The organism is Shinella yambaruensis (assembly GCF_022899355.1).
GTDB classification, from domain to species: domain Bacteria; phylum Pseudomonadota; class Alphaproteobacteria; order Rhizobiales; family Rhizobiaceae; genus Shinella; species Shinella yambaruensis.
In genome coordinates this window covers 124938-148816 of record NZ_JALJCK010000013.1, presented here as the reverse complement: position 1 = coordinate 148816, position 23879 = coordinate 124938, and the positions used below count along the sequence as shown (strand labels likewise).

At 66.5% G+C, this 23879-nt stretch carries 22 protein-coding genes; 8 read left to right on the top strand and 14 right to left on the bottom strand.

The features are described from left to right. Window positions 1–58: 58 nt before the first annotated feature. A complete protein-coding gene (locus tag MUU56_RS26270) occupies window positions 59–1537 on the bottom strand; it encodes an aldehyde dehydrogenase (protein ID WP_244770229.1) in 1479 nt (492 codons plus the stop codon). A 46-nt stretch (window positions 1538–1583) separates the two neighbouring features. Next, window positions 1584–3035, bottom strand: a complete 1452-nt coding sequence (locus tag MUU56_RS26265) for an APC family permease (protein WP_244770228.1) — start codon at window positions 3033–3035, stop codon at window positions 1584–1586. A 270-nt stretch (window positions 3036–3305) separates the two neighbouring features. Between MUU56_RS26265 and MUU56_RS26260 the strand changes: the two genes are divergently transcribed. Next, window positions 3306–4055: an IclR family transcriptional regulator gene (locus tag MUU56_RS26260; RefSeq protein WP_244770227.1), complete on the top strand. Its 750-nt coding sequence runs from the start codon at window positions 3306–3308 to the stop codon at window positions 4053–4055. A 15-nt stretch (window positions 4056–4070) separates the two neighbouring features. Here MUU56_RS26260 and MUU56_RS26255 read toward each other — a convergent pair whose 3' ends face one another. Continuing rightward, complete coding sequence (locus MUU56_RS26255; RefSeq protein ID WP_064333838.1) at window positions 4071–4535, bottom strand: Lrp/AsnC family transcriptional regulator; 465 nt, start codon at window positions 4533–4535, stop codon at window positions 4071–4073. Between the two features lie 125 nt (window positions 4536–4660). On the opposite strand from MUU56_RS26255, the gene alr reads away from it, so the two are divergent. Together alr and MUU56_RS26245 are read left to right on the top strand one after the other, a co-directional pair. Beyond that, window positions 4661–5791 carry an alanine racemase gene (alr, locus tag MUU56_RS26250; protein WP_244770226.1) on the top strand — a complete coding sequence of 377 codons (1131 nt, stop codon included), beginning with the start codon at window positions 4661–4663 and terminating at the stop codon, window positions 5789–5791. 27 nt (window positions 5792–5818) lie between these two features. Then, window positions 5819–7069 carry a D-amino acid dehydrogenase gene (locus tag MUU56_RS26245; protein ID WP_244770225.1) on the top strand — a complete coding sequence of 417 codons (1251 nt, stop codon included), beginning with the start codon at window positions 5819–5821 and terminating at the stop codon, window positions 7067–7069. 46 nt (window positions 7070–7115) lie between these two features. Here the strand turns inward: MUU56_RS26245 and MUU56_RS26240 are convergent, their stop codons facing one another. From MUU56_RS26240 to MUU56_RS26225, 4 genes are read right to left on the bottom strand one after another with little or no spacing between them, the layout of a single operon-like run. Further along, entirely contained in the window at window positions 7116–8165 is a 1050-nt protein-coding gene (locus tag MUU56_RS26240; RefSeq protein ID WP_244770224.1) for an extracellular solute-binding protein, read from the bottom strand. 15 nt (window positions 8166–8180) lie between these two features. Then, a complete protein-coding gene (locus MUU56_RS26235) occupies window positions 8181–8954 on the bottom strand; it encodes an ABC transporter permease (RefSeq protein ID WP_244770223.1) in 774 nt (257 codons plus the stop codon). Further along, window positions 8951–9823, bottom strand: coding sequence for an ABC transporter permease (locus MUU56_RS26230; protein WP_244770222.1), 873 nt, complete (start codon window positions 9821–9823; stop codon window positions 8951–8953). Before MUU56_RS26230 ends, MUU56_RS26235 begins: the two co-directional genes overlap by 4 nt. Then, window positions 9820–10887, bottom strand: a complete 1068-nt coding sequence (locus MUU56_RS26225) for an ABC transporter ATP-binding protein (protein WP_244770221.1) — start codon at window positions 10885–10887, stop codon at window positions 9820–9822. The genes MUU56_RS26230 and MUU56_RS26225 overlap by 4 nt, the downstream gene beginning before the upstream one ends. A 562-nt stretch (window positions 10888–11449) precedes the next feature. Between MUU56_RS26225 and MUU56_RS26220 the strand changes: the two genes are divergently transcribed. Further along, the gene (locus tag MUU56_RS26220; protein WP_244770220.1) at window positions 11450–12685 is read left to right on the top strand and encodes a flavin-containing monooxygenase; all 1236 of its coding nucleotides are present in this window, start codon (window positions 11450–11452) and stop codon (window positions 12683–12685) included. A gap of 49 nt (window positions 12686–12734) precedes the next feature. Here the strand turns inward: MUU56_RS26220 and MUU56_RS26215 are convergent, their stop codons facing one another. From MUU56_RS26215 to MUU56_RS26185, 7 genes are all read right to left on the bottom strand, one after another. After that, window positions 12735–13787 carry a D-alanyl-D-alanine carboxypeptidase family protein gene (locus MUU56_RS26215; RefSeq protein ID WP_244770219.1) on the bottom strand — a complete coding sequence of 351 codons (1053 nt, stop codon included), beginning with the start codon at window positions 13785–13787 and terminating at the stop codon, window positions 12735–12737. Between the two features lie 150 nt (window positions 13788–13937). Further along, a complete protein-coding gene (locus MUU56_RS26210) occupies window positions 13938–15251 on the bottom strand; it encodes an MFS transporter (RefSeq protein ID WP_244770218.1) in 1314 nt (437 codons plus the stop codon). A 224-nt stretch (window positions 15252–15475) separates the two neighbouring features. Next, on the bottom strand, window positions 15476–16132 hold the full coding sequence (locus MUU56_RS26205) for an SGNH/GDSL hydrolase family protein (protein ID WP_244770217.1): 657 nt from the start codon (window positions 16130–16132) through the stop codon (window positions 15476–15478). A 32-nt stretch (window positions 16133–16164) separates the two neighbouring features. Beyond that, entirely contained in the window at window positions 16165–17115 is a 951-nt protein-coding gene (locus MUU56_RS26200) for an ABC transporter permease (protein WP_244770287.1), read from the bottom strand. Window positions 17116–17117: 2 nt separating this feature from the next. Then, window positions 17118–18092, bottom strand: coding sequence for an ABC transporter permease (locus tag MUU56_RS26195; protein ID WP_244770216.1), 975 nt, complete (start codon window positions 18090–18092; stop codon window positions 17118–17120). Between the two features lie 16 nt (window positions 18093–18108). Continuing rightward, a complete protein-coding gene (locus tag MUU56_RS26190) occupies window positions 18109–19602 on the bottom strand; it encodes a sugar ABC transporter ATP-binding protein (protein ID WP_244770215.1) in 1494 nt (497 codons plus the stop codon). 59 nt (window positions 19603–19661) lie between these two features. Beyond that, the gene (locus MUU56_RS26185) at window positions 19662–20738 is read right to left on the bottom strand and encodes an ABC transporter substrate-binding protein (RefSeq protein ID WP_244770214.1); all 1077 of its coding nucleotides are present in this window, start codon (window positions 20736–20738) and stop codon (window positions 19662–19664) included. 264 nt (window positions 20739–21002) lie between these two features. Here MUU56_RS26185 and MUU56_RS26180 point away from each other — a divergent pair, with 264 nt between their 5' ends. The 4 genes from MUU56_RS26180 to MUU56_RS26165 all read left to right on the top strand — a co-directional run bounded on the left by MUU56_RS26180 (window position 21003) and on the right by MUU56_RS26165 (window position 23868). After that, complete coding sequence (locus MUU56_RS26180; protein WP_244770213.1) at window positions 21003–21653, top strand: SGNH/GDSL hydrolase family protein; 651 nt, start codon at window positions 21003–21005, stop codon at window positions 21651–21653. Between the two features lie 53 nt (window positions 21654–21706). Then, window positions 21707–22780 (top strand): ROK family transcriptional regulator, encoded by a 1074-nt coding sequence (locus MUU56_RS26175; RefSeq protein WP_317633319.1) that lies wholly within the window; start codon window positions 21707–21709, stop codon window positions 22778–22780. Between the two features lie 102 nt (window positions 22781–22882). Then, window positions 22883–23365, top strand: a complete 483-nt coding sequence (gene parS, locus MUU56_RS26170) for a type II RES/Xre toxin-antitoxin system antitoxin (RefSeq protein WP_244770211.1) — start codon at window positions 22883–22885, stop codon at window positions 23363–23365. Beyond that, window positions 23362–23868 (top strand): RES family NAD+ phosphorylase, encoded by a 507-nt coding sequence (locus MUU56_RS26165; protein ID WP_244770210.1) that lies wholly within the window; start codon window positions 23362–23364, stop codon window positions 23866–23868. The genes parS and MUU56_RS26165 overlap by 4 nt, the downstream gene beginning before the upstream one ends. Window positions 23869–23879 lie beyond the last annotated feature (11 nt).

Genomic DNA, 23879 nt, shown 5'->3' with positions numbered 1-23879 from the left:
ACCGGAAGCGCGGAAAAGCGCCATTTGCAGACCGGCATGGACTGAATGTCGATCGGTTCTAGAGCTGGATCCAGGCCGTCTTCAGGTCGAGATACTTGTCCAGCGCGTGCAGGGACTTGTCGTGCCCGTTGCCGGACTGGCGAACGCCGCCGAGCGGCACGGTGTTGTCGGCCCCGCCATAGGTGTTGACATGCACAACGCCGGCGCGGATGCCGCGCACCATGCGATGCGCCCGTGACAGGTCGGCGGTCCACACGGCCGAGGCGAGGCCGTAATCCGTACCGTTGGCGATGCGCAAGGCCTCCTCCTCGCTGTCGAAGGGGATGATGGAGAGGACCGGCCCGAAAACCTCCTCGCGGGCGAGCGTCATGTCCGGCGTGACGTCGAAGACGGTGGGCTGCATGTAGAAGCCGCCGGTCTCGGCAAGGACACGTTTGCCGCCGGTGCGCAGCCTGGCGCCCTCGGAAAGCGCCTGTTCGGCAAAGCCGAGATTCTTGCCGAGCTGGGCCTCGCTGGAGACGGCGCCCGCCTCGGTGGTCAACAGCAGCGGATCGCCGACCGTCATCGCGGCGGCGATCTCGGCCACCTTCTGCGAAAATTCCTCCGCGATGGAGCGCTCGACGAGCAGCCGCGAGCCGGCCACGCAGACCTGCCCCGAATTGCGGAAGATGCCATAGGCCGAGACCTTGGCCGCGCGGTCGAGGTCCGGCGCGTCGGCGAAGACGATGTTCGGCGACTTGCCGCCGAGCTCCAGATAGACACGCTTCAGGTTGGAACGGGCGGAATATTCGAGCAGGCGCCGGCCGACGGGGCCTGAGCCGGTGAAGACCAGCACGTCGATATCCGGATGCAGGCCCATCGCCTCCCCGGCCACCGCGCCACGGCCGGTCACGACGTTCAGCACGCCCTCCGGCAGCCCGGCCTCGGCGCAAAGTTCGGCAAGGCGCAGCAGTGTCAGCGAGGCGGCCTCCGCCGGCTTCAGCACGACGGAATTGCCGGCCGCAAGCGCCGGGGCAATCTTCCACGCGCCGATCATCAGCGGGAAATTCCACGGCACGATGGCACCGACGACGCCGACCGGCTCGCGGTGGACGAGGCCGAGGATGTCGCCGGCCGTCGGCGCGATCTCGCCATAGACCTTGTCGATCGCCTCGCCATAGTAGCGGAACGTGCCGGCGGCGCTGCCGGGTTCGGCCTTCAGCGCCATGGAAATCTCGGTGCCGTTGTCACGCACGCCGAGCACGGCGAGTTCCAGGGCATGTTTCTCGATCAGCTCGCCGATCCTCAGCAGCACCCGCTTGCGCTCGGCCGGCACCGCCTTCGCCCAGCGGCCCCTTTCGAAGGCGACGCGGGCGGCCTTCACCGCCCGGTCGATATCCTCCGCGCCGGCATCCGCGATGGTCGTCAGCCTGCGCCCGTCGATGGGCGAGACGACATCCAGCACCGCGCCATCCGCCGGGTCCTGCCGGATACCGTTTATGAACAGCGCCCGCGGCGCGACGGCGAGGTTGCGGAGCGCTTCGATCTTTTCCTGCATGGTCTTTCCTTCAAGGACGGGTGGCGCCGGAGCGCCACCCGGATTCTCACACTTCCCGGCGGACGCCGAGCCGGGCAAAGGCACCGGCATCGCCCGCCTTCAGGCGCAAGGCGCACAGGAGGCCGATGATCGCGGCGATCAGCACGAGGCCCGGCAGGAACACCGCAAGCGCCCCCTCCGCACCGGCCAGCGCGCCGAAATTCGTGGCAATGTAGAAGACCAGCGCCAGGAGGATAAGGCCCGTCAGCACCGGCAGAACCGTCGTGACGACGCGGTTGCCTTCGAGGCCCGGATTGCGGCCGAAGAAGGCGACGATGGAGAAGGCGGTCAGCGCCATCAGCAGGATGATCGCCAGCGTACCGACATTGGTGAGCCAGGAGAACAGTGCCAGCACCGGATCCTGCCCTGTGAAGGCGAAGAGCGCGACGACGGCGACGGCGATCACCGTCTGCACGACCGAGCCGGCATGCGGGCTCTGGAACACCGGATGGGTGACGCCGAGCGCTCTGGGCAGCAGGCCCTCGCGGCCGGCGACGTAGAGATAGCGGGCGACGCCGTTGTGGAAGGCGACGACGCCGGCAAAGAGGCTGGTGATGAAGAGGATGCTCATGATGGTAGTGATGCCACCGCCGACATAGCGGTCCGCCAGGCCGAAGAGGAAGGTGGTCGGGTCGGCGAGGCCCTGGATTTCCGGCACCAGCTTGTCGACGCCCGCGCCGTTGACCATCAGCCAGGAGGTCAGCATGTAGAAGAGGCCGATGATCAGAACGGAGATGTAGGTGGCGCGCGGCACGGTCTTTTCCGGCTCGCGGGCCTCTTCGCTGTAGATGGTCGTCGCCTCGAAGCCGATGAAGGCGGCAAAGCAGAACAGGATGCCGATGGCCGGCGTGCCCGAGAAGAAGGCCGACGGCGTGAAGGGCGCGGCGGAAAGGCCGCTGTCGCCGCCCTTCACGAGGATGGCGGCGTCTATGACCAGCACGACGAGATATTCCAGCACGACGAGCACAGCGAGCACGCGGGCGGAAAAATCCACTCGCCGATAGCCGAAGACCGCGACGAGGGCTATGCCGATATAGGTCCAGACCCACCAGGGCAGGTCGAGGCCGTAGCCGGCGAGGAAGCCGGCCGTGGCGGCGCCGAACAGGCCGAAGACGCCGATCTGCATGGCATTGTAGGCGAGGATGGCGACGAGCGCCGCGGCGCCGCCGGCAAGGCCGCCGAGGCCCTGCGCCGTATAGGCATAGAAGGCGCCGGCATTGCTGATATGCCGGGCCATGGCGACATAGCCGATAGCGAAGAGCAGCAGCACCGTCGTCACGAAGGCGAAGGTCAGCGGAATGCCCGGGCCGTTGCCCAGCATCATCGACAGCGGCACGCCGCCGGCAACCGCCGTCAGCGGCGCGGCCGCCGAGACGACGAGGAATGTGACCGCCCCGACGCCGAGGCTGTTCTTGCGCAACTGGTTCGCGCCGCCGGGCGGCACGCTGTGTTCTGTCATGATCTTGCTCCCATCCTGGCGGCCGCCTTCATGCGTCCGGCAGCCGCTTGTCCGATGCCGTGCCGAGGCGACGGCGGTTCCCACGAAACATTTTCCTTGAGGTTCAATATTTGAACCAGTATTTTAATTATAGATTTGCAAAAGCCAGTTCCGCCGTCAAGTTATTTCTCATGTTAAGTATCTCGATATGTCGCGCGTGCGGAACAGGAAAGGCAGAAAGCGGGAACTGGCTCCTTGCGAGAAGACAGACACAACGCCGCGGAGCGCAGCATGAGCACCATCGGAAAGGCCCTTTCCCTCCTCGACCTGATTTCCGAACTCGACAAGGATATCGGCCTCAGCGACCTCGCGCGGCTTTCCGCGCTCGACAAGGCGACGGCGCGGCGCTTTCTGGTGGAGCTGGAAAGACACGGCTTCGTGGAACAGGACGAGGAGACGCGCCGCTACCGTCTCGGCGCGGCACCCGTCCGGCTGGCGCGCCTGCGCCAGGCGCGTTTCCCCTTCGTCGCCGTGGCCGCCCCCTTCGTCAAGGCGCTGGCGGAAGAGGCCGGCGAGACGGTGCACCTGTCGGAATTTTCCGGCGGGCGGCTCTCCACCATCCATGTGGAGGATTCCGCGCAGGCGCACCGCGTGATCGTCGATCCCGGGGCCGTGCTGCCCTTCCATGCCACCGCTTCGGGGCTCGCCTATCTCGCCTTCCTACCGCCCGGCGAGATCGACCGTGCGCTGGCGCGGCCGCTGGAGCGCTTTTCCGCCCATACGGCCACGGATGCGGGCGCCGTGCGCACGCTCCTGCGCGAAACGGTGGAGCGGGGCTATTCGATCAGCCAGCAGGGCTTCGAGATCGGCGTCATCAGCGCCGCAGCGCCGATCCTCACGCCCGGCGGGCGGCCGATGGGCGCGCTGGCGGTGGCGGCGCCGACCGCGCGCGCCGACATGGCCCGCATGCACGAGATCGGCCGCAAGGCCGCCGCCGCCGCCCGCGGCATCGCGGAGAAATACTACGGCGGCCGGACCTGACGCCCGAGATGGCGCCTATCGCCGCCCCCGCGGCCGCGTCGCCAGCACGTTGCGGATCGCGAAGCTCGAATGGATTCGCGAGACACCCGGCATGGCCGAGAGGATTTCCTTGTGGATGCGCTCGAACTCGCCCGCATTGGCCACCTCGACGCGCAGCAGGTAGTCCGAACCGCCCGTCATCAGGAAGCATTCGCGGATTTCCGGATGCTTGCGCACCGCCGCCTCGAAGCGGTCGAGATGGTCCTCCGTCTGTCGCTCCAGCGTGATGTTGATGATGACGGCGATGCTCGCCTCGACATTCGACGTGTCCACCAGCGCCGTGTAGCCGCGAATGACGCCCGCCTGCTCCATCAGCTTGATCCGGCGAAGGCAGGCGGACGGGGAAAGGCCGACATCGGCCGCAAGGCTGGCATTGCTCATGCGCGCATCAAGCCGCAGGAGCCGGAGGATGTTGCGGTCGATCGCGTCGAGGGCGGCCATGGCAGATCATTCCAGATCGTGGTCGTTTCGTTCAAAAATCATGCTTTGACGCAATAATCAATCGCTGTTTCCTCGGCAATTTCACGATCGTTTCACTAGGCTTCGCGCAACGGAGGGGGCTTGGGATGGACGGCGGCATACTACGGGACAGGACCGGCGGAACGACCGTGATCGACGGCGCATCGGGTTATCTCGGCATCGATCTCGGGGCGCTCGCCCGCAACTATGAAAAGCTCGCCGCCGAGGTCGCCCCGGCGCGCGCGGCTGCCGTCGTCAAGGCCGATGCCTACGGGCTCGGCGCCGGCTGGGTGGCCGAGAAACTCTACGCCCATGGCTGCCGCCACTTCTTCGTCGCGCAGTTCGTCGAGGCGCTTCGCCTGCGCCCGCTTCTGGCGGCCGACGCCGCGGTCTTCGTGCTGAACGGCCTGCAGCCCGGCAACGAAAACGCCTGTGCCCGCGACAACATCGTACCGGTCGTCAATTCGCTGGAACAGTGGCACGCGTGGAGCGGCATGGCGAAGGCCCTCGGCCGCACGCTGCCGGCGGGGCTGCAATTCGACACCGGCATGTCGCGCCTCGGCGTGCCGCCGGAGGAGCGCGCGGCGCTTGCCGGCCTCGTCAGCGCCGGCGGCATCGACGTCCTGTTCCTGATGAGCCACCTCGCCTCCGCCGACGATGCGCAGAGCGAACAGAACGAAGACCAGCGCACCGAGATGGAGCGCGTTGCGGCGGAATTTCCCGGCCTCGACGTCTGCTTTGCCAATTCGGGCGGCATCTTTCTCGGCAAGGCCTATCACGGCGTGCTTGCCCGCCCCGGCATCGCGCTCTATGGCGGCGCGCCGACCGCCGGCCGGGCGAACCCGATGGAGCCGGTCGTCAGCCTCGACGTCGCCGTGGTGCAGACCCGCAGCGTGCCCTCCGGCACGCGCGTCGGCTACGGCGCCAGCCATGTCACGGCCGGTCCGGCGCGCCTTGCCACCATCGCCGCGGGCTATGCCGACGGCTTGCCCCGCAGCCTCTCGGGCCGGGGCGCCGCCTATTGCGACGGCGTGCGACTGCCCATCGTCGGGCGCGTGTCGATGGACAGCATCACGATCGACATCTCCGCCCTGCCGGAGGGCCGCCTCACGCTCGGCAGCCGCGTCGAGATCCTCGGCCCCAACCAGGGCCTTGAGGACGTGGCGCGCGATGCCGGCACCATTGCCTACGAAATCCTGACCGGCCTCGGCCAACGCTACCGGCGGCAGTACCGCTGAGCCATTTTCTTCCCCAATGAGGACATCATGAAAGTCATCGTTCTCGGCGCCGGCATCGTCGGCGTCACCTCGGCCTACCAGCTTGTCCGCGCCGGCCACGAGGTCACGGTCGTCGACCGCCAGCCCGGCCCGGCGCTCGAGACGAGCTTTGCCAATGCCGGCGAGGTCTCCTTCGGCTATTGCTCGCCCTGGGCCGCGCCCGGCATTCCGATGAAGGCGATGAAGTGGCTGTTCATGCAGCATGCGCCGCTGATCCTGCGCCCCAAGGTCGACATGGCCATGCTGTCCTGGATGACGCAGATGCTGCGCAACTGCACCTCGGCCCGCTATGCCCTCAACAAGAGCCGCATGCTGCGCCTTGCCGACTACAGCCGCATCTCGCTCGCCGCGCTGCGCGCGGAAACCGGCATAACCTACGACGAGCGCATGCAGGGCACGCTGCAGCTCTTTCGCACCGAAGCCCAGCTCGACGCCTCGGCCAAGGACGTCAAGGCGCTCGCCGCCGACGGCTTTCCCTATGAAGTGCTCGACCCCGAGGGCTGCATCCGCGTCGAACCCGCGCTGAAACATGTGCGCGAAAAGATCGTCGGCGGCCTTTTGACGCCGAAGGACGAGACCGGCGACTGCTTCAAGTTCGCCAATGCGCTGGCGGCGAAGGCCGCGGCACTCGGCGTCACCTTCAACTATGGCAGCATCATCCGGGGGCTCGACGTGGACGGCGGCCGTGTCCGCGGCGTCGTCACCGCCCACGGAGTGCTCGCGGCCGACGCCGTGGTCGTCGCGCTCGGCAGTTTCTCGCCGCTCCTCGTTCGCCCGCACGGCATCCGCCTGCCGGTCTATCCGGTCAAGGGCTATTCGCTGACGATCCCGATCACCGATGCCGCGCGCGCACCGGAATCGACCGTGATGGACGAGACCTTCAAGATCGCCATCACCCGCCTCGGCGACCGCATCCGCGTCGGCGGCATGGCCGAGATCTCCGGCTATACCAACGACCTCGGCGAACCCCGCCGCCTGACGCTGCAGCATTCCGTCACCGATCTCTTCCCCGGCGGCGACGTGTCGAAGGCGAGCTTCTGGTCGGGCCTTCGCCCGATGACGCCGGACGGCACGCCCATCATCGGCCCGACCAAGGTCGCCGGCCTCTTCCTCAACACCGGCCACGGCACGCTCGGCTGGACGATGAGCTCCGGCTCGGCCCGCGTCATCGCCGACCTCGTTTCCGGCCGGAAGCCGGAGATCGACGCCACCGACCTCGCCGTCGCGCGTTACGCCTGAAATCGCACCGGCGCGGCCCGCGAAGGGCCGCGCGGTCTCTGCGGCGTCAACCCTTCAGGCGCGTCCAGATGCGGTCGCGCAGCTCGCGGGCCTTGCCGTTGCAATCCTGCGTGGCCACGAGGCGCGAGGCGAAATCCTCGGGCATGTTGATGGCATCCATCTTGCGCCACTGGTCGCTCAGGAACTCGTCGGACTTCATGGCATTGGCATAGGCGATGGCGTTGGAGACGGCCGCGGCGTTTTCCGGCGCCATCATCCAGTTGATGAAGATCTTCGCGTTTTCCGGATGGGGCGCATTGGCGGGAACCGCGAAATTGTCACGGAACATCGGCGTCCCCTCCTTCGGATAGAGGAAGCGGATCGTATCGCGCTGGGCGGTGGCCCGCGCCGTGGCGCCGTTCCACAGATGGTGCATCGCCACCTCGCCCGAGGCCATGCGGTCGACGGTGCTGTCGGAGCTGTAGAGCTTCAGCTTCTCCTTCTGCGCCTGCAACAGCGCCAGGATGCGGGCGGCATCCTCGTTGCTCTCCGTGCACTGCGGAATGCCGAGATAGAGCGAGGCGGCGAGGATCTCGTCGCTTGCGGTGTCGAGCGCGGCAATCTTGCCGGCGAGCTCCGGCCGCGGCTCGAAATACTCCTTCCAGCTCGGCTCCAGCATGCCGCCCGGCACTTGGGCGCTGTCATAGGCAAGGCCGGTGACGCCCCACAGATAGGGCGCGGAATATTCGTGCCTGGGGTCGAATTCCGGGTTCTTGAAGGCATCCTTCATATGGGCGTAGTTCGACATCGCATGCGTGTCGATCTTCATCAGCAGCCCGTCCTTGACAAGGCCGGGGATGACATAATCGCTGGGCACGATCACATCGTAGGAGGCACCGCCCGACTGCAGCTTGGCGAGCAGCGTGTCGTTGCTGTCATAGCCGTCGAGGATGACCTTGATGCCCGTCTCCTTCTCGAACTTCGCCAGAAGCTCGACCGGGTAGTAGTCGGTCCAGTTGTAGAAATAGAGCGTCTTTTCCGCATCCTGCGCGCCCGCGGGCGACGCAAGAAGGGCGACGGCGGCAAAGGCCGCGCCGAGGCAGGATTTCAGGGACATTGCAGCTCCTCCAGGTTATCGGCGCAGGCGGCCGAGGAAAAACGAAAGCGACACGAGCAGGACCGAGACGACCAGCATGACCGCCGAGATCGCGTTGATCTCCGGCGAGATGCCCGCGCGGATGGCGGAGAAGATGTAGACGGGCAGCGTCGTCATGCCGGGGCCGGCGAGAAAGAACGAGGTCAGGAAGTCGTCGAGGCTGGTGACGAAGGCGAGCGTGAAGCCGGCCATGACACCGGGCCAGAGCAGCGGCATCGTCACCCGGCGGAAGGTGCGGACGCGGTTGGCGTAAAGGTCGTGCGCTGCCTCCTCGTAGGTGCCGCTGATGCCCTCCAGCCGCGCGCGGATCGGCAGGTAGGCGAAGGGGATGCAGAAGGCGGTGTGAGCCGCCACCATCGCGCCGAGCCCGAGCTTCACGCCGAGCGAGACGAAAAGGATGAGCGTGGCGACCGCCACCACGATCTCCGGCAGGATCAGCGGCATGTTGAGCACCGCCTCCGAGGCGCCGCGGCCGAGAAAGGCGCGGCGGGTCGCAAGCGCCGCCAGCAGCGCGAGGACGGTCGCGGCCGTGGCGGCGCAGACCGCGATGACCAGCGAGTTCCAGGCCGCCGCCTGGATCGAGGGATTGACGAGGATGCGGCCGTACCAGTCCACCGAGGCATGGGTCCAGACCGTCGCCGTGCGATTGGCATTGAACGAATAGACGATCAACACCGCGACCGGCACGTAGAGATAGGCCAGCACGAGCAGCGCGGTTTCGCGCGTGAAGGGGAAACGCCGCGGGCTCATGCGGTCCTCCTGTTGCGCCAGAGCGCCATGGCGGTCATCACGACGAGCATGATGGCGAGCAGCACGACCGCGAGCGTTGCCCCGAAGGGCCAGTTGCGCGAGGCGCCGAACTGCATCTGGATGATGTTGCCGAGCATCAGCGTCTTGCCGCCGCCGAGCAGCGCCGGCGTGACGAAGGCGCCGAGGCAGGGAATGAAGACGAGCAGCGCGCCGGCCACGATGCCGGGCGTGGCGATCGGCAGCACGACCCGGCGCAGCGCCCGCCGGCGCGTCGCGCCGAGATCGTGCGCGGCCTCCAGCAGGCGCCAGTCGAACTTCTCGAACACCGTGTAGAGCGGCAGGATGGTGAAGGGCAGGAAGGAATAGGTGAGCCCGATCGCCACCGCCGCATCGTTGTAGAGCAGTTGCACCGGCCAGGGCGAGAGCATGTTGACGAATTGCGAGACCCAGCCGTCCTCGCGTAGGATGATCAGCCAGGCGTAGTTGCGCACCAGAAGGTTCGTCCAGAACGGAATGGTGATCAGCAGCAGCATGACGTCGCGCCCGGTGCGCGAAAGGCTCGCCATCCACAGTGCCACCGGCAGGCCGAGCGCAAGGCTGAGCACGGTGGTGACGGCGGCGAGCGCCACCGACCGCAGGAAGATCAACAGATAGCCGGTGTTGAGGATCATCGTTCCGTCGAAATCCTCCTCCCAGACGAGGCGCACATAGTTCGCCGCCGAGGGAGCGGACGACCAGTCGACCCCGGCACTGCCGCCCTTGTCGAGCAGCGAGACCCAGGCCATGAGGCACAGCGGCACGCCGACCAAAAGCAGGATGACAAGAAGGGCCGGCGACAGGAGGCAGAGACGGCGAAAGGCGACGCTCATTGCGCGAGCACCCGCAGCGCCTCGCCGGGCAGCGAAAGGCCGACGCGGCGTCCCGCTTCCGGCGCGGCCTCGGCGGGATCGGACTGGCGCAGCAGGAAGGTGCCGCCGACAGGCAGCTCGAGCTTGTGCAGCATGGCGGTGCCGAGATAGGCGGAATGGACGAGCGTCGCCTCCAGCGCCCCCGTACCGGCCGGCACCAGCCGCGCCCGCTCAGGGCGGATGGCGACCGTCACCCGGCCGGACGCGGCATGCGCGGCCGGCAGCACGGTGCCGCTATCGAGGCGAACGCCGCCGCCCGGCAGCGCCTCGCCATCGAGCAGGTTGATGTCGCCGATGAAGTCGGCGACGAAACGGTGGGTCGGCGCCTCGTAGATCTCGCGCGGCGACCCCATCTGGAGGATCCTGCCGGACTGCATGACGGCGACGCGATCGGAGAGCGTAAGCGCCTCCTCCTGGTCGTGCGTGACGAAGAGGAAGGTGATGCCCGCCTCCTCCTGCAGCATCTTCAGCTCGATCTGCATTTCCTTGCGCAGCTTCAGGTCGAGCGCCGAAAGCGGCTCGTCCAAGAGGAGCACCCGCGGCCGCGGCGCCAGTGCGCGGGCAAGCGCCACGCGCTGCTGCTGGCCGCCGGACAGCTCGGCCGGGCGACGCCTGGCGAAGGCGCCCATGCGCATCATCTCCAGCGCCTCGCCGACGCGCCTGCGGATCGCATCGCGCGCCATGCCCTGCTCCTCGAGCGCGAAGGCGACGTTCTGCTCCACCGTCAGGTGCGGGAACAGCGCATAGCTCTGGAACACGGTGTTGACGGGACGGTGGAACGGCGGTCTTGCCGTGACGTCCTCGCCCTCGATGGCGATGGCGCCGCTATCGGCCGTCTCGAAACCGGCGATCAGCCGCAGCAGCGTGGTCTTGCCGCAGCCGGACGGCCCGAGCAGTGTGAAGAACTCGCGCCGTCCTATGTCGAGCGAGACATCGTCGAGCACGCGAAAGGCATAGATTCCCTTGCCGAAGCTCTTGGAAACCGTCCGGATCGAAACCGCTGGGGATGGGGGCACCTGGGTCATGCTTTCCTCTTGGCCATTTGACCAAGCGTCCTACAAGCTATCACATCTGTCAATATTGTATGCAAATATTTGCAACAATCATGCATGCGATTATGCCAAGGATGGCCAGAATTGCCTTTCCGCTTCCACTTCGAGACGAGCCCCGGAAAAGAAGCAGCCAGCCGCTCCCGGCTCGGCACCACCATCCAAGATCCTTAGATTTTTTATTATTTTTCAAATGTTAAGCGTGCACGATATGATATGAAACCCCATCCTGGCGTCTCCAATCTGAGGCCACCTTTTTGTACGGAGCGAGTCGTTCTCCGAAAATCTTCTGCTGAAAAATGTACGGCGTGCGAACCTACGGCGGGTGAAGAAGCCCAGCTCGCTCACAAATCTCCGGTTTTATTCAATGAAAGCAGAGAATAATTGTATACATAAATCATGATCCAGGGGCGAGCTTAGCGGCCGCCTAACCAGCGCTGAACCAAACGCTCATGTCCGCCTCTTTCGCCTTCCACTACACAAATCGGCATGGGTCGGCTGCAAGGTCGACGCTCCGGCAAGGGAAGAGGAAAGCGGCATGCCAGTGGAAAAAGTGGACACGCTCGTCATCGGTGCCGGCCAGGCCGGCGTCGCGATGAGCGAGCATCTCGGCAAACGCGGCGTTCCCCATCTCGTGATCGAAAAAGGCAGGATTGCCGAAAGCTGGCGCAGCGCCCGCTGGGACTCCCTCGTTGCCAACGGCCCCGCCTGGCACGACCGCTTCCCCGGCATGACCTTCGAAGGGCTCGACGGCGACGCCTTTGCCTCCAAGGAACAGGTGGCCGACTACTTCGTCACCTATGCGGAGAAGATCAAGGCGCCCATCCGCTGCGGCGTCGAGGTCAGGGTCCTGCGCAAGGAGGGCGACGCCTTTCGTGCCGAGACGTCCGACGGCGTGATCGAGGCGAGACGCGTGGTCTCCGCCACCGGCGCCTTCCAGCGCCCGGTCATCCCGGCCGTCGTGCCGGCCGAGGCCCGCATCCGGCAGATGCATTCCAACACGTACCGCAATCCGGGCCAGCTGCCCGAAGGCGCGGTGCTGGTGATCGGCGCCGGCTCGTCCGGCACGCAGATCGCAGACGAGCTGCTGCGCGCGGGCCGGCGCGTCTATCTCTCCGTCGGCCCGCACGACCGCCCGCCGCGGCGCTATCGCGGGCGCGACTTCTGCTGGTGGCTGGGCGCGCTCGGCATCTGGGACCTCAAGGTCCCCGCCCCCAATACGGAACATGTCACGATCGCGGTCAGCGGCGCCTATGGCGGGCAGACGGTCGACTTCCGCCGACTCGCGGCGCGCGGCATGACGCTCGTCGGCCGCGCCGAGGCCTTCCGGAACGGCGTGATGACATTCGCGCCGGATCTCGCCCGGAACATCGCGCTCGGCGACGCCAACTATCTCTCCCTGCTCGACCGCGCCGACGACTATGCCGCCCGCAACGGCCTCGACCTGCCGGAAGAGCCCGCCGCGCGCATCCTGGAGCCCGACCCGGCCTGCGTGACCGATCCGCTGCTCACGCTGGACCTCCGCGAGGCCGGCGTCACGACGATCCTGTGGGCAACCGGCTATGCGGTCGATTACGGCTGGATGAAGATCGACGCCTTCGACGAGAAGGGACGGCCGGTGCACGAGCGCGGCGTCTCCAAGGTGCCGGGCCTCTATTTCCTCGGGCTGCCCTGGCTGTCGCGGCGCGCCTCGTCCTTCATCTGGGGCGTCTGGCACGATGCCGACCATCTGGCAGGCCACATCGCCCGGCAACGCGAGGCCGCATCCTCATGAAGGGCCGCCCCTTGGAGGGCGGGCGCCGCCAAGCGGTTCGTTGCAGCGGTCAGGAAGGACGGCGCGTGGGTATCGGCACGTCGTCCGCATTGTCCACGGCCCAGGTGCTGATCACGCGGACCTGCCCCGGCACCTCGTCCTGCAGATAGGTCTCGTGACCCGGCAGGCCCATCGGATAGAGCGCGTTCCGGCTCGCCTCGTAGGCCGCGCTCTTGTCGGTGCAGAGAAGGATGCGCATGTCCTGCGGCGCGACATCGGTCCGGTTCTTAAGGTCTTCCAGAAGTCCCGCATCGGAAGACAGGCGGCCATCGAAGGCCTCCGTCAGGTATTGCGCCGACCGTTCGTTGCGTTCCCGTTCGGTCGTCGCGCCCAGAACGACCACCATCACGCGTTTTCCATTGCGCGTCGCCAGTCCGACGAAATTCCGCCCGGATGCGCACAGGAAGCCGGTCTTCATACCGATGGTGCCGCTGAAGCGGGTCAAGAGCAGGTTGTTCGACTTGATCTCCTTGCCGTCGATCGTGACGGCCGACGCCAGAAAGAAGCGGCGATATTCCGGGAACAGCCGGTCCACTTCCATGCCGAGAACCGCTAGATCGCGCGCCGTCGTATAGTTACTCCGGTCGAACAGGCCGTTCGGATTGGAAAAATGCGTGCCGGTGAGCCCGATGCGCGCCGCCGTCTCGTTCATGCGTCGAACGAAGGAGGCCTCATCGGAGGCCACCGCCTCCGCCAGCGCCACGGCGACATCGTTTGCCGAGGCGGTGATCATGGCAAAGAGCGCGTCTTCGAGCGTCATCGTCCGACCGAGGGTGAGGCCGGATTCCAGGAAGGCCTGCTTCGTTGCGTTGCGGGTCATGGTGACGGGTGTCGTCAGGGTCACCTCGCCGGCGCGGATCGCTTCGAACACGACGAGCGCCGTCATGAGCTTGGTCGTCGAGGCGGGATACCAGGGCACCCCGGCATCCTCCGCATGCAGCACCCGATGATTGTCGGCATCCACGACGAGCACGGGCGTTGCATGTGCCGATGTCCACAGGAAAAGGGATGCAACAAACACCAGGCTCTTCCATGGTCGTCCGGCCATTGTGTTCGTGATCATGTACCAGTCTCCGCAGGAAGACGTCCTAATGGCATGATGCGCCCCAGCAGCACAAGGGGCGCGATGCCGGCTGCGCTGCGCCGAGGCAGAGCAGGCAGCGCTTTGCCGCTCCCCGCCTTTGCCGCAGGATTTCGCCGGGTTGGGGCCGGTTCAGGCCAGCGATGCCTGCCGTGTCTCCGCATCGATCAGGAAGGCCGCGACCGCGGCGGCGACGAGAAGGCCGGCAAAGATGCCGATGGCAAGGCCGAAACTCTGCTCCACGACAAGCCCCGTCAAGGACGGCGCCAGCAAGCCGCCGAGCCGGGCCACGGCGCCTGCCGTGCCCATGCCCGTCGCCCGCGACGCCGTGGGATAGAGCTCCGGCGTAAAGGCATAGAGCGCGCCCCAGGTGCCGAGCAGGGCGAAGCTCATGAGCAACAGGGACGCACCGATCAGCATCCCCGTTCCGGCGACGACGAACAGCAGGCATCCCAGCGCCGACAGCAGGCAGAAGCCCGTCAGCGTCGGCCGGCGTCCCCATGTCTCCACGCCGTAGGCGGCCAGCGCATAGCCGGGTATCTGGGCCAGCGCGAGGAAAACGAGGAAGCCGTATCCCCGGACGAAGCCGAAGCCCTCCCCCGCCAGCCTTGGCGGCAGCCAGGTGAAGACACCGTAATAGGAGACGGAGACGAGAAACCAGATTGCCAGGATCATCAGGCTGCGCTGGCGCAGATCGGCGCCGAAGATGCCGGGTTTACCGACGACGGGCGGCGAGACCAGGGGCACATCCGCCGCCAGCGGCGCCTTGCCATTGGCAACGAGGATCCTGTCGAGGACGGCCTTCGCCTCCTGCGTCCTCCCCAGGCGCAAGAGGTAGAGGGGGGATTCGGGCACCAGGAAGCGCAAGCCGATGCCGATGAGCGCCGGAAGGGCCGTCGCCGCGAAGATGTAGCGCCAGCCGTCCGCGATGCCCGCAAGGCTGACGGCCCAGGCGACAAGCGCGACGATGAGCGTACCGACGGCCCAGAACCCTTCGAGCATGACCAGCCAGCGGCCGCGATTCCTGGCCGGCAGGAACTCCGCCATCATCGCATAGTCGACGGGCAGCGTGCCGCCCACGGCCACGCCGGTGAGGAACCGCAGCACGAGCAGGATGGTGAAATCCGGCGCGAAGACCGACAGCGTGCCGAAGAGCGCATCGCAGGCGACCGTGACGACCAGAACCCGTCGCCGGCCTATGCGGTCCGCAAGCCTGCCGAAACCCGCGGCGCCGACGAGCATGCCGAGGAAGAAGAGCGTGCCGGTCTGCAAGGCTTGCGGAACCGTGAGGCCGAACGTGGCGGCGATCGATGCCGCCGTAAAACCGACCGCGAGCACCTGCATCGCATCGGCCGTCCAGACCAGGCCGAAGATCGCCAGAAGCCGCCGCTGATAGGCGCCGGCGCCGGCACGGTCGAGGACCGCGTCCACTGTGATTGTCGTCATTCGGCCGCTCTCCGCATGTGCAGTCCCCTGGCAATGGCAGCGGCACCTTAGCCGCCCGGCCGGACCGGTGGAATTGCCTGTGCGAGGAAATCCACCGGGAAGAGCAGCGGCAAGCACCCAAATGACATGATGCAGCGCGACAGCGGCCGGCCCTGCCGACATTCGACAGGAACGAGGCCTGGGAAGGTGCCACTCCGGCCGGGGAGGAGCCGGAGTGGCCTTGCTCAGAACAACGCCGCGACCTTGTCCGCGATGGCGTGCCCGAGCTTGATATTGGTTTCCGCCGAGAAATGAATGCCGTCGACGCCATCGGTGGCGACGTGGTCGCCGGCGGCCAGGAACTCGACCTTCATGAAATCGGCAAGTGCCTTGTAGAGGCCGGCCAGCTGCTTCGACTTCTCGTAGCCGCCGCCGAACATGCCCTCGAACCACGGGTCGGGCATCGGCGCCAGCGGCGGCGGGGCGACGACGAGCACCCGCGGCGCCGGATAGGGCGTGCCGACGCCGCCGGCCGAGGTCAGCACCTGGCCGACGAGCTTGCCCATGCCGTTGGCGATCTCGTAGGGCGTACGATGAAAGTAGGACTTCGTGTCGTTCGTGCCCAGCATGATGATGACGAGATCGAGCGGCAGGTGGCTGGCGAGCGCGGCGGGAAGATAGGCACTGCCGTTGAGCCGCGTGTCGTTCGGGTCGTCGAGGCTGGTGGTGCGGGCGCTGAGGCCTTCCTCGATGATATGGTAGCCCGTGCCGAGCCTTGCGGCCATGGCCCCGGTCCAGCGTTGCTCATAGGGATAGCGCAGGGTCGGTGCGGATTCCTTCACCGGGATCCAGCCCCATGTCAGCGAGTCTCCAAAGCACAGGATTGAGCGCTTGTCCGCCATTGACGTCCTCCTTGAATGGCTGTCGGTTGTTGTCACTTGCCGGCGCGAAGGCCGTAGAAAATGGCCGCGAGCAGGATGATCAGGCCCTGGGCGACGAGCTTGCCGGCGTCGCCCACGCCGAACATCGTCATGACGACGAAGAGGAAGGCGAAGCAGAGCACGCCGAAGAACGGCCCCCAGACGCCGCCCTCGCCCCGCCCGAAGACGACGCCGCCGAGAATGGTCGCGGCGACCGAGAGAATCGGCAGGTCGAGCCCGACGCGCACGCTGCCGACGGCGATGGAGGCCGTCTGGACGAGCGCGGCAAGCGCGGCCATGAGGCCGGCGAGCGTGTGGGCGAGGATCACCGTGCGCTCCACCGGCACGCCGGAAAAATGCGCGGCCGGCATGCTTTCCCCGACGGCGGCGACGAAACGGCCGAAGACGGTCTGCGACAGCAGCAGCGCCATCAGCGCGGTGAGCGCGATCCAGAAGAGAACCGGGCTCGGCAGGCCAATGAAGCGGGTGTTGAACAGCTCGCCGAAGATTTTCGGCACGTCGCCCGGCGGCTTGCCGCTCGAAAGGTATTGCACGAAGCCGACGAGCACGATGGAGAGCGCCAGCGTGACGATGACCGCCGAAACGCGGCGCTTGGCCACCATCAGGCCGTTGAAGAGGCCGATGGCAAGGCCGGTCGCCAGCGCGAGCGCGACGTAGAAACCGAGCGAGGCGCCGGGAAAGATGCCGGACGAGATGCAATAGTTGATGAGAAGGATGATGCCGCCACCCGAGAGGTCGATCGACTTCACCCGCATCACCAGAAGCTGGCCGAGCACGAGGATGCCGAGCGGCACGACCTGGCGCACGAAGACGCCGAGCACATTGGCGTTGAGCATCTGCGGGCGCGCGACGAAGAGGATGACGAGCAGCGCGGCGAGCAGGTAATAGGATGGCGGGACCTTGGAAATCCGCCGGAAGAGAGGCGAGCTGACGAAAGCCGACATGGTCACAGTCCGATCTTCTTGCGCGACTGGAGCGCGACGACCGCCAGGAGCAGGACGCCCTTGACCGCCGTCTGGACGAAGGGGGTAACGTTGAGCAGGTTCATGCCGTTGGAGAGCAGCGCGAGCACCGCAACGCCGATGATGGTGCCATGCAGGCTGCCGACGCCGCCGGAAAGCTGCGTGCCGCCGATCGCGACCGCCGTGATGGCGTCGAGCTCCATCAGCAGGCCGACGTTCGGATCCCCCGAGACGATGCGCCCGGCAAGGAACACGCCGGCAAGAGCGGCAAAGAGCGAGCAGATCACATAGGCGAGCATGATGTTGCGGCTGGCGGGAATGCCGAAGTTGCGTGCCGCATCGCTCGAGCCCGAGGCAACGCCGCCGCCGATGGCGAAGAGATGCAGGCCGTAGCGCGAGCCGTAAAGCAGCTTCCAGGCGAGAAGGATCGTGGCGATGCCCCAGAAGACCGGCAGCGGAAGGCCGAGAAACGTTCCCTCGACCATCCAGCGCACGCCATCCGGCACCGCGCCGCCCGAGACCGGACGCAGCACGCGGGTGATGCCGAGCACGACATATTGCATGGACAGCGTCGCGACGATCGGGTGCACGTTGAGCCGGGTGATGCAGTAGCCGTTGGTCGCGCCGATCAGCGCGGCAAGCAGGAAGACGCCGGGAAGGGTGATGACGCCCGGCAGGTCGAGCGCAAGGATCGCCGTGGTGAAGCTGACGACGGAGCCGATGGACAGATCCAGCCCGCCGACGAGCACGACGAACATCTGCCCGACCGCGGTGATGAGCAGCGGCATGCCCTGCGCGACGAGATTGGCAAGGTTGCTCCACTGGCCGAACTGGCTGGTGGCCGCCGCGAGCCAGAGCGCCATGGCAAGCGCGATGACGAGCGGCAGCAGCCAGAGGCCCTGCCGGCTGCCACGGCCCGCCAGCAGTTTTCCGAAGAGGGAGGAAGAAGAAGGGTTCATCGGGCGGTCCATTCCGTCATGCGCTGAGAGCCGCGTCGAGAATGCCGTGCTCGGTCGCATCCCTGGCCCGCATTTCCGACACGACGGTATTGCCGTGGATCACGTAGAGGCGGTCGCAGAGGCCGATGAGCTCGACCGTCTCGCGCGAGAGCACGAGCACGGCGCCGCCCGCCTCGGCGAAATCGCGCAGGATCCGGTAGATTTCCGCCTTGGCGCCGACATCGACGCCGCGCGTCGGCTCCTCGATCAGGAGGAGGTCGGCATCGGTGGCGAGGTAGCGGCCCAGCAACACCTTCTGCTGGTTGCCGCCGGAAAGCGCGCCGACAGGGGCGGACGGACCCGAAGCCTTGATGTTCAGCCGGCGCATCGTCTCGGCGATGACGGTGCCGTAGCGCCTGGCTGCCTTCAGCGCCGGCCGGCCGGCATGCAGCGCCGCGACGATGTTCTGGCCGACGGAATGGCCGAGGAACAGTCCCTCGTCCTTGCGATCCTCGGGCACGAACGCCCCGCCGAGCGCCTGCCAATGCCGCACGCCGCTTTCCTTCGCCACGGGCAGGCGGATGGTTTTGCCGCGCCGGGACACCACGCCTTCAACGGGCGCGAATTGCCCGACCAGTGCCCGCAGCGCCTTCTGCTGGCCCTGCCCTTCCAGCCCGGCGAAGCCGACGATCTCGCCCTTTTCGACCGTAAACGAAAACGGCCGCGCCGCCGCATCGAGCCGCAGCCCGGAAACCGAGAGCGCGGCCACGCCTGTTCCTTCGCCCCGTTCCGGGAAGAGGTCCTGCAGCTCGCGCCCGACCATCATTGCGATCAACGAGGCCGGCGTCATCTCGGCGAGCGGCTTCGTGCCGACGCGCTGGCCGTCCTTCAGCACCGTGACCACGTCGCAGATCGCAAAGATCTCGTCCATGCGATGGGAGATGTAGACGATGGCCTTGCCGGCATCGCGCAGCGCGCGGATATGCCGGTTGAGGATCTCGACGTCGGCGGCGTTGAGCGCGGCGGTCGGCTCGTCGAGGATGAAGACGTCGGCATCCGCATCGATGCCGTGGGCGATCTCGACGAACTGCCGCTCGGCGATGGACAGTTCGGAGACCAGCATGTCCGGATCGAGCGTCAGGCCGAGGCGGGCGAGCGCGCCCTTCGTCTCCTGCCGCATGCGCCGCCGATCGATGCCGCCAAGACGGCCGGCCGGCTCGCGACCGAGGAACATGTTTTCCGCGATCGTCATGTTGGGCAGCAGCGACAGCTCCTGGAACACCGTCGAGATGCCCGCTTCCAGCGCGGCGCGCGGATTGGCAAAGGCGACGGGGCGGCCCGCGCGGCGGATCTCGCCGCTGTCCGGCTGATGCACGCCGGCAAGGATCTTCATCAGCGTCGACTTGCCGGCGCCGTTCTCGCCCATCAGGGCGTGCACGGTGCCAGGCGCCAGTGCCAGCGACACGTCACGAAGTGCGACGCTGCCGCCGAATGCCTTGGATATTCCGGACATTTCAATGAGATGCGACATGGATTCCCCCCGCCGTGACGGTGGAAGGCGGGTGATCGCCCGCCTCCCGCGCGGCGCGCCTACTGCTTGGCGTAGAACTGCTTGAGCTGATCCTCGGAGAGCTCCGACGGCCACCAGACATTGGCCGAAAGGTCGTCGCGGTAGTATTTCTTGACCTTTTCAAGATCCCAGCCCGGCGGGTTGTAGTCGTAGTGCTTGTGGAGCGCCTTGCCTTCCAGGAGGGCGACGGCGGCGCGGATGCCGGCAGCGCCCTGGGCGGGGCTGTATTCGGACGAGACCGACTTGAAGCCGTCGGCGATCCACTGGCCGAAGAAGCCGTTGTTGCCCTCGCCGGAGATCGGCGGAATGGCTGCCCCGAACTGCTTGAAGACATCGACGCAGGCGCGCGTCATGTCCGCGCCCGACGACCAGATGCCGGCGACATCGGGGTCGTTGAGATAAAGCGTCTCGCAGACCTTCTTGGCCTTGTCATATTGCCAGTCGCCGTGCTCCTCGGCGGTGATCGTGATCTCGCTGCCTTCGAGCGCCTGCTTCAGGCCGTTGTAGCGGTTCGTGTCCTCCGGATGCCCGGCAAGGCCGCGCAGCACCCAGATATTGCCCTTGCCGCCGAGCTCCTTGACGAGGAAATCGCCCATGACCTTGCCGAAATGCTCGGCGCCGCCCTGGATTTCCGTCGTATAGGCATCGGATTCGATGCGGCCCGTGTGCAGCACGACGGGGATGCCCGCCGCCACGGCCTTCTCGATGCTGGCATTGGCCGAGGTCGAGGTGACCGGCTGGACGATGATCGCATCCACCTTCTGGGCGATCAGGTCCTCGATATCGGCGACCTGCTTCTTCTGGTCGAAGCCGGCATCGAGCAGGATGAACTTGGAAATGCGCGTGTCGCGGTCGGCGGCGGCCTGCGCCTCGTGTGCCACCTGCACCGTCCAGGTATTGGCGTTGACGCCGAAGCTGCTCATGCCGATGACCCAGGGGGCATCCTTCTTGTATTTGCCCTCTTCCACCGTCGGATTGTTGTCCGCGCGGGTCGTCACGCCGTCGAGCAGAGGCACGTCCTGCGCCAGGCTGTTCGTTGCGAAGACCACGCCGGCCAACAGAACCGACAGGCCGATTTTCCTGATGATGCTGCTCATACTTCTCCTCCAAAAGCTGGCGTCCAAAGAGGCCAAGGCCGGCCGGAAGGCATGCGGCACCACCAGCCCGCGACCCATGTCCGGTGCTCGCCCGCAGCCTTTGAAACGACCTGAAACTCTCCTCCGGCCAACACAAAACCACTGGCGCTTTCGGCTGTCAATAGTTATTCAGACTGAATGAATAATCTACCGTCCTTGCAAATCGCCCCTGTGGATGCGAAATCTCAACCGCAATTACGGGCATACGGCCCGGTGGAGGAGACAGTGACGCGGACCGTTCTATGCTTCGGGGATTCCAACACCCATGGCCAGATTCCCGGCCGCGGGCCGCTCGAGCGCTATCGCCGGGAACAGCGATGGGCCGGCGTTCTCGAAGGTCAGCTCGGCCCCGGCTGGCAGGTCATCGAGGAGGGCCTCAGCGGCCGCACGACGGTGCATGACGACCCGATCGAGGGCGCCTTGAAGAATGGCCGGACCTATCTGCGCCCCTGCCTGCAGAGCCACGCGCCGCTCGACCTCATCATCATCATGCTCGGCACCAACGACCTGAAACGGCGCTTCAACATGCCGCCGTCCGAGGTCGCCATGGGTATCGGTTGCCTGGTGCACGACATCCGCGAGCTGTCCCCCGGCCCGGCCGGCCACGATCCGGAGATCATGATCGTCGCCCCGCCGCCGATGCTGGACGATCTGAGGGAATGGGAATCGATCTTCTCCGGCGCGCAGGAGAAATCCCGCAGGCTTGCGCTGGAATTCGAGATCATGGCGGATTCGCTGGAGGCCCATTTCTTCGATGCCGGCACGGTCTGCCGGTGCTCACCGGCCGATGGCTTTCATATCGACGAACAGGCGCACCGCCAGCTCGGCGAGGCGCTTGCCCAGGAAGTGCTGGCGATCGGGTGGCCGGATGCCTAGGCGTTTCCACAGCACCGTCATCGCCCTTGCCGGGGAGCGCGCCCATGCCTGACATGCGTTTCGCGCCGCCCAACCCGCTCCGCATCGCGGACCGCGCCAGCGGCCTCAACTCGCTGAGCGTGCGCAGCCACAACGAGCGTCTGGTGCTCTCGCTGCTGCTGCAGAACGAAGCGACGACCCGCCTCGAGATCGGCGAGAAGACCGGCCTTTCGGCGCAGACGATCTCCGTGATCGTGCGCTCGCTCGAACAGGAGGGCCTTGTCGTGCGCGGCGCCGCGCAGAAGGGCCGCGTCGGCCCGCCGACGACGCCCCTCATGCTGAATTCCGAGGGCGCCTATTCCGTCGGCGTCAGCGTCGGCTACCGCAACACCCACATCGTCGTTGTCGATTTCATCGGCAATGTGCAGCATCACCGCGTGATGCCGCACAGGGCGGCCGATACGTTCGACGCGCCGGAAGCCCTGGCACTCGAAATCCACCAGGCCATCGCCGGTCTTTCGGAAAGCCGGCAGGCGCGCATCGCCGGCGTCGGCCTGGCGCTGCCCACCCCGCCGATCCGCTCCGGCCCGGACCATGACGTGCTGCACCGCCATCTGGAGGCCGAGCTCGGCCTGCCGGTTTTCGTGCAGAACGACATCACGGCGGCGGCTGGTGGCGAAAGCCTGTTCGGCACGGCGCGGCAGTTGCAGGACTTCCTGTTCTTCTATCTCGGCGCCCGCCTGCACGGCCGCCTCGTGCTCAACCACCAGATCTACAACGGCAATTCGCCGCTGAGCTACGATGTCGGCGTGCTCGCGCTGGAACGCGCCCTGCCCTCCGGCAGCACGCTGGCGGAAAAGCTCTGGGGAGAGGTTCCGTCATGGCCGCCCATGGGGCCGGCCCTCGCGGCCTGGCAGCAGGCCTGCGCGGAAAGCCTCATCCAGCTGACGCAATCTCTCCTGCAATTCATCGAGCTTAAGACTGTCGTGCTCTCGTCCTTCGTCCCCACCGAGATCTGCGAGGCATTGTGCAGCCTCATCCGGCAGGAAATCCCCTCGGTGAGCGCCGTCGTGGGAAGGACATCCGCAGCCCCGAAAGCCGTCGGCGCCGCAAGCCTGCCCTTCAGTTCGCGCTTCATGGTGCACTAGGCCGGATCCATATTCCGCAGACGCCCCGGATGCGATCCAGGCCTTGAAATTGCATGCGACAGATGACATATTCCAAGCGACAGATGACGCGGGAGAATGGCCATGGCCGTCGCAGCAAAAGCATCGCAGGCAGCAACCGGTGGCGAACTGCAGAAAATCGAAGCCCTGCTCGGCGGTTCGCGCATCCTGTCGCGCCGCCTGACCAATGCGCTCGACGCGCACGAACTGCTTCTGCACGGCCTGCCCGCATCGGCGCTGGATCACCTTGTCGGCAATCTCGTCTTCATCGGCAAGAACGAATCGCTCGAAAAGGCCGTGGGCATGAGCCTGCGCACCTGGCAGCGGCGGAAGGACACGCCCTCCAAGCCGCTCAGCCTGGAACAGAGCGGCCGGACCTGGAAATTCGCCGAGATTCTCGCAAAGGCGACGGATATTTTCGGATCGCAGGCGGAAGCCGAGCAATGGCTGGAGCGGCCGGCCATCGGGCTCGACCAGCGCCGCCCCATCGACCTTCTCGGCACGCCTGCCGGCGTGGAGCTGGTCGAGGATCATCTCGACCGCCTGGAATACGGCGTCTACGCATGACCGTTCTGCCCATCGCGCTCGGCGGGAGCGAGCTGGTCGCGTGGCGGCTCGATCAGGCTATCCATGCCCCGAGCTGGGATAGCGGCGAAGGCGCCTACCGCGTGGGCGGCCGCTGGAACAGCAAGGGCACGCGCGCGGTCTACTGCTCGCTCGATCCTGCGACCGCAATTCTCGAAGTCGCGGTCCACAAGGGATTTCGTGCGCTCGACACGGTGGCCCATCGCATGACGGCCGCCGTCATTGCCGATATCGGCGATGTCCACGTCGTCGATCCGCAAACGGTGCCCAATCCCAACTGGCTGCGCCCGGGCATTCCCGGCGCGGGCCAGCAGGCCTTCGGCGACGACCTGCTGCGACGGCACCGTTTCGTCGCGATCCCCAGCGCGGTCTCGCCGCACAGCTGGAACCTGATCTTTCTCGCAGGCGCCGCGCCGGGCACCTATGCCCTGAAATTCCAGGAAAGCTTCGCCCTGGACACGCGGCTGCATCCATCGACGGCCTGATGCGCCTGCAC

What these genes read in the sequence shown, in the direction of transcription:
- MUU56_RS26270 (WP_244770229.1), bottom strand. Translation starts at nt 1,537, where the DNA reads ATGCAGGAAAAGATCGAAGCGCTCCGCAACCTCGCCGTCGCGCCGCGG.
- MUU56_RS26265 (WP_244770228.1), bottom strand. Translation starts at nt 3,035, where the DNA reads ATGACAGAACACAGCGTGCCGCCCGGCGGCGCGAACCAGTTGCGCAAG.
- MUU56_RS26260 (WP_244770227.1), top strand. Translation starts at nt 3,306, where the DNA reads ATGAGCACCATCGGAAAGGCCCTTTCCCTCCTCGACCTGATTTCCGAA.
- MUU56_RS26255 (WP_064333838.1), bottom strand. Translation starts at nt 4,535, where the DNA reads ATGGCCGCCCTCGACGCGATCGACCGCAACATCCTCCGGCTCCTGCGG.
- alr (WP_244770226.1), top strand. Translation starts at nt 4,661, where the DNA reads ATGGACGGCGGCATACTACGGGACAGGACCGGCGGAACGACCGTGATC.
- MUU56_RS26245 (WP_244770225.1), top strand. Translation starts at nt 5,819, where the DNA reads ATGAAAGTCATCGTTCTCGGCGCCGGCATCGTCGGCGTCACCTCGGCC.
- MUU56_RS26240 (WP_244770224.1), bottom strand. Translation starts at nt 8,165, where the DNA reads ATGTCCCTGAAATCCTGCCTCGGCGCGGCCTTTGCCGCCGTCGCCCTT.
- MUU56_RS26235 (WP_244770223.1), bottom strand. Translation starts at nt 8,954, where the DNA reads ATGAGCCCGCGGCGTTTCCCCTTCACGCGCGAAACCGCGCTGCTCGTG.
- MUU56_RS26230 (WP_244770222.1), bottom strand. Translation starts at nt 9,823, where the DNA reads ATGAGCGTCGCCTTTCGCCGTCTCTGCCTCCTGTCGCCGGCCCTTCTT.
- MUU56_RS26225 (WP_244770221.1), bottom strand. Translation starts at nt 10,887, where the DNA reads ATGACCCAGGTGCCCCCATCCCCAGCGGTTTCGATCCGGACGGTTTCC.
- MUU56_RS26220 (WP_244770220.1), top strand. Translation starts at nt 11,450, where the DNA reads ATGCCAGTGGAAAAAGTGGACACGCTCGTCATCGGTGCCGGCCAGGCC.
- MUU56_RS26215 (WP_244770219.1), bottom strand. Translation starts at nt 13,787, where the DNA reads ATGATCACGAACACAATGGCCGGACGACCATGGAAGAGCCTGGTGTTT.
- MUU56_RS26210 (WP_244770218.1), bottom strand. Translation starts at nt 15,251, where the DNA reads ATGACGACAATCACAGTGGACGCGGTCCTCGACCGTGCCGGCGCCGGC.
- MUU56_RS26205 (WP_244770217.1), bottom strand. Translation starts at nt 16,132, where the DNA reads ATGGCGGACAAGCGCTCAATCCTGTGCTTTGGAGACTCGCTGACATGG.
- MUU56_RS26200 (WP_244770287.1), bottom strand. Translation starts at nt 17,115, where the DNA reads ATGTCGGCTTTCGTCAGCTCGCCTCTCTTCCGGCGGATTTCCAAGGTC.
- MUU56_RS26195 (WP_244770216.1), bottom strand. Translation starts at nt 18,092, where the DNA reads ATGAACCCTTCTTCTTCCTCCCTCTTCGGAAAACTGCTGGCGGGCCGT.
- MUU56_RS26190 (WP_244770215.1), bottom strand. Translation starts at nt 19,602, where the DNA reads ATGTCGCATCTCATTGAAATGTCCGGAATATCCAAGGCATTCGGCGGC.
- MUU56_RS26185 (WP_244770214.1), bottom strand. Translation starts at nt 20,738, where the DNA reads ATGAGCAGCATCATCAGGAAAATCGGCCTGTCGGTTCTGTTGGCCGGC.
- MUU56_RS26175 (WP_317633319.1), top strand. Translation starts at nt 21,707, where the DNA reads ATGCGTTTCGCGCCGCCCAACCCGCTCCGCATCGCGGACCGCGCCAGC.
- parS (WP_244770211.1), top strand. Translation starts at nt 22,883, where the DNA reads ATGGCCGTCGCAGCAAAAGCATCGCAGGCAGCAACCGGTGGCGAACTG.
- MUU56_RS26165 (WP_244770210.1), top strand. Translation starts at nt 23,362, where the DNA reads ATGACCGTTCTGCCCATCGCGCTCGGCGGGAGCGAGCTGGTCGCGTGG.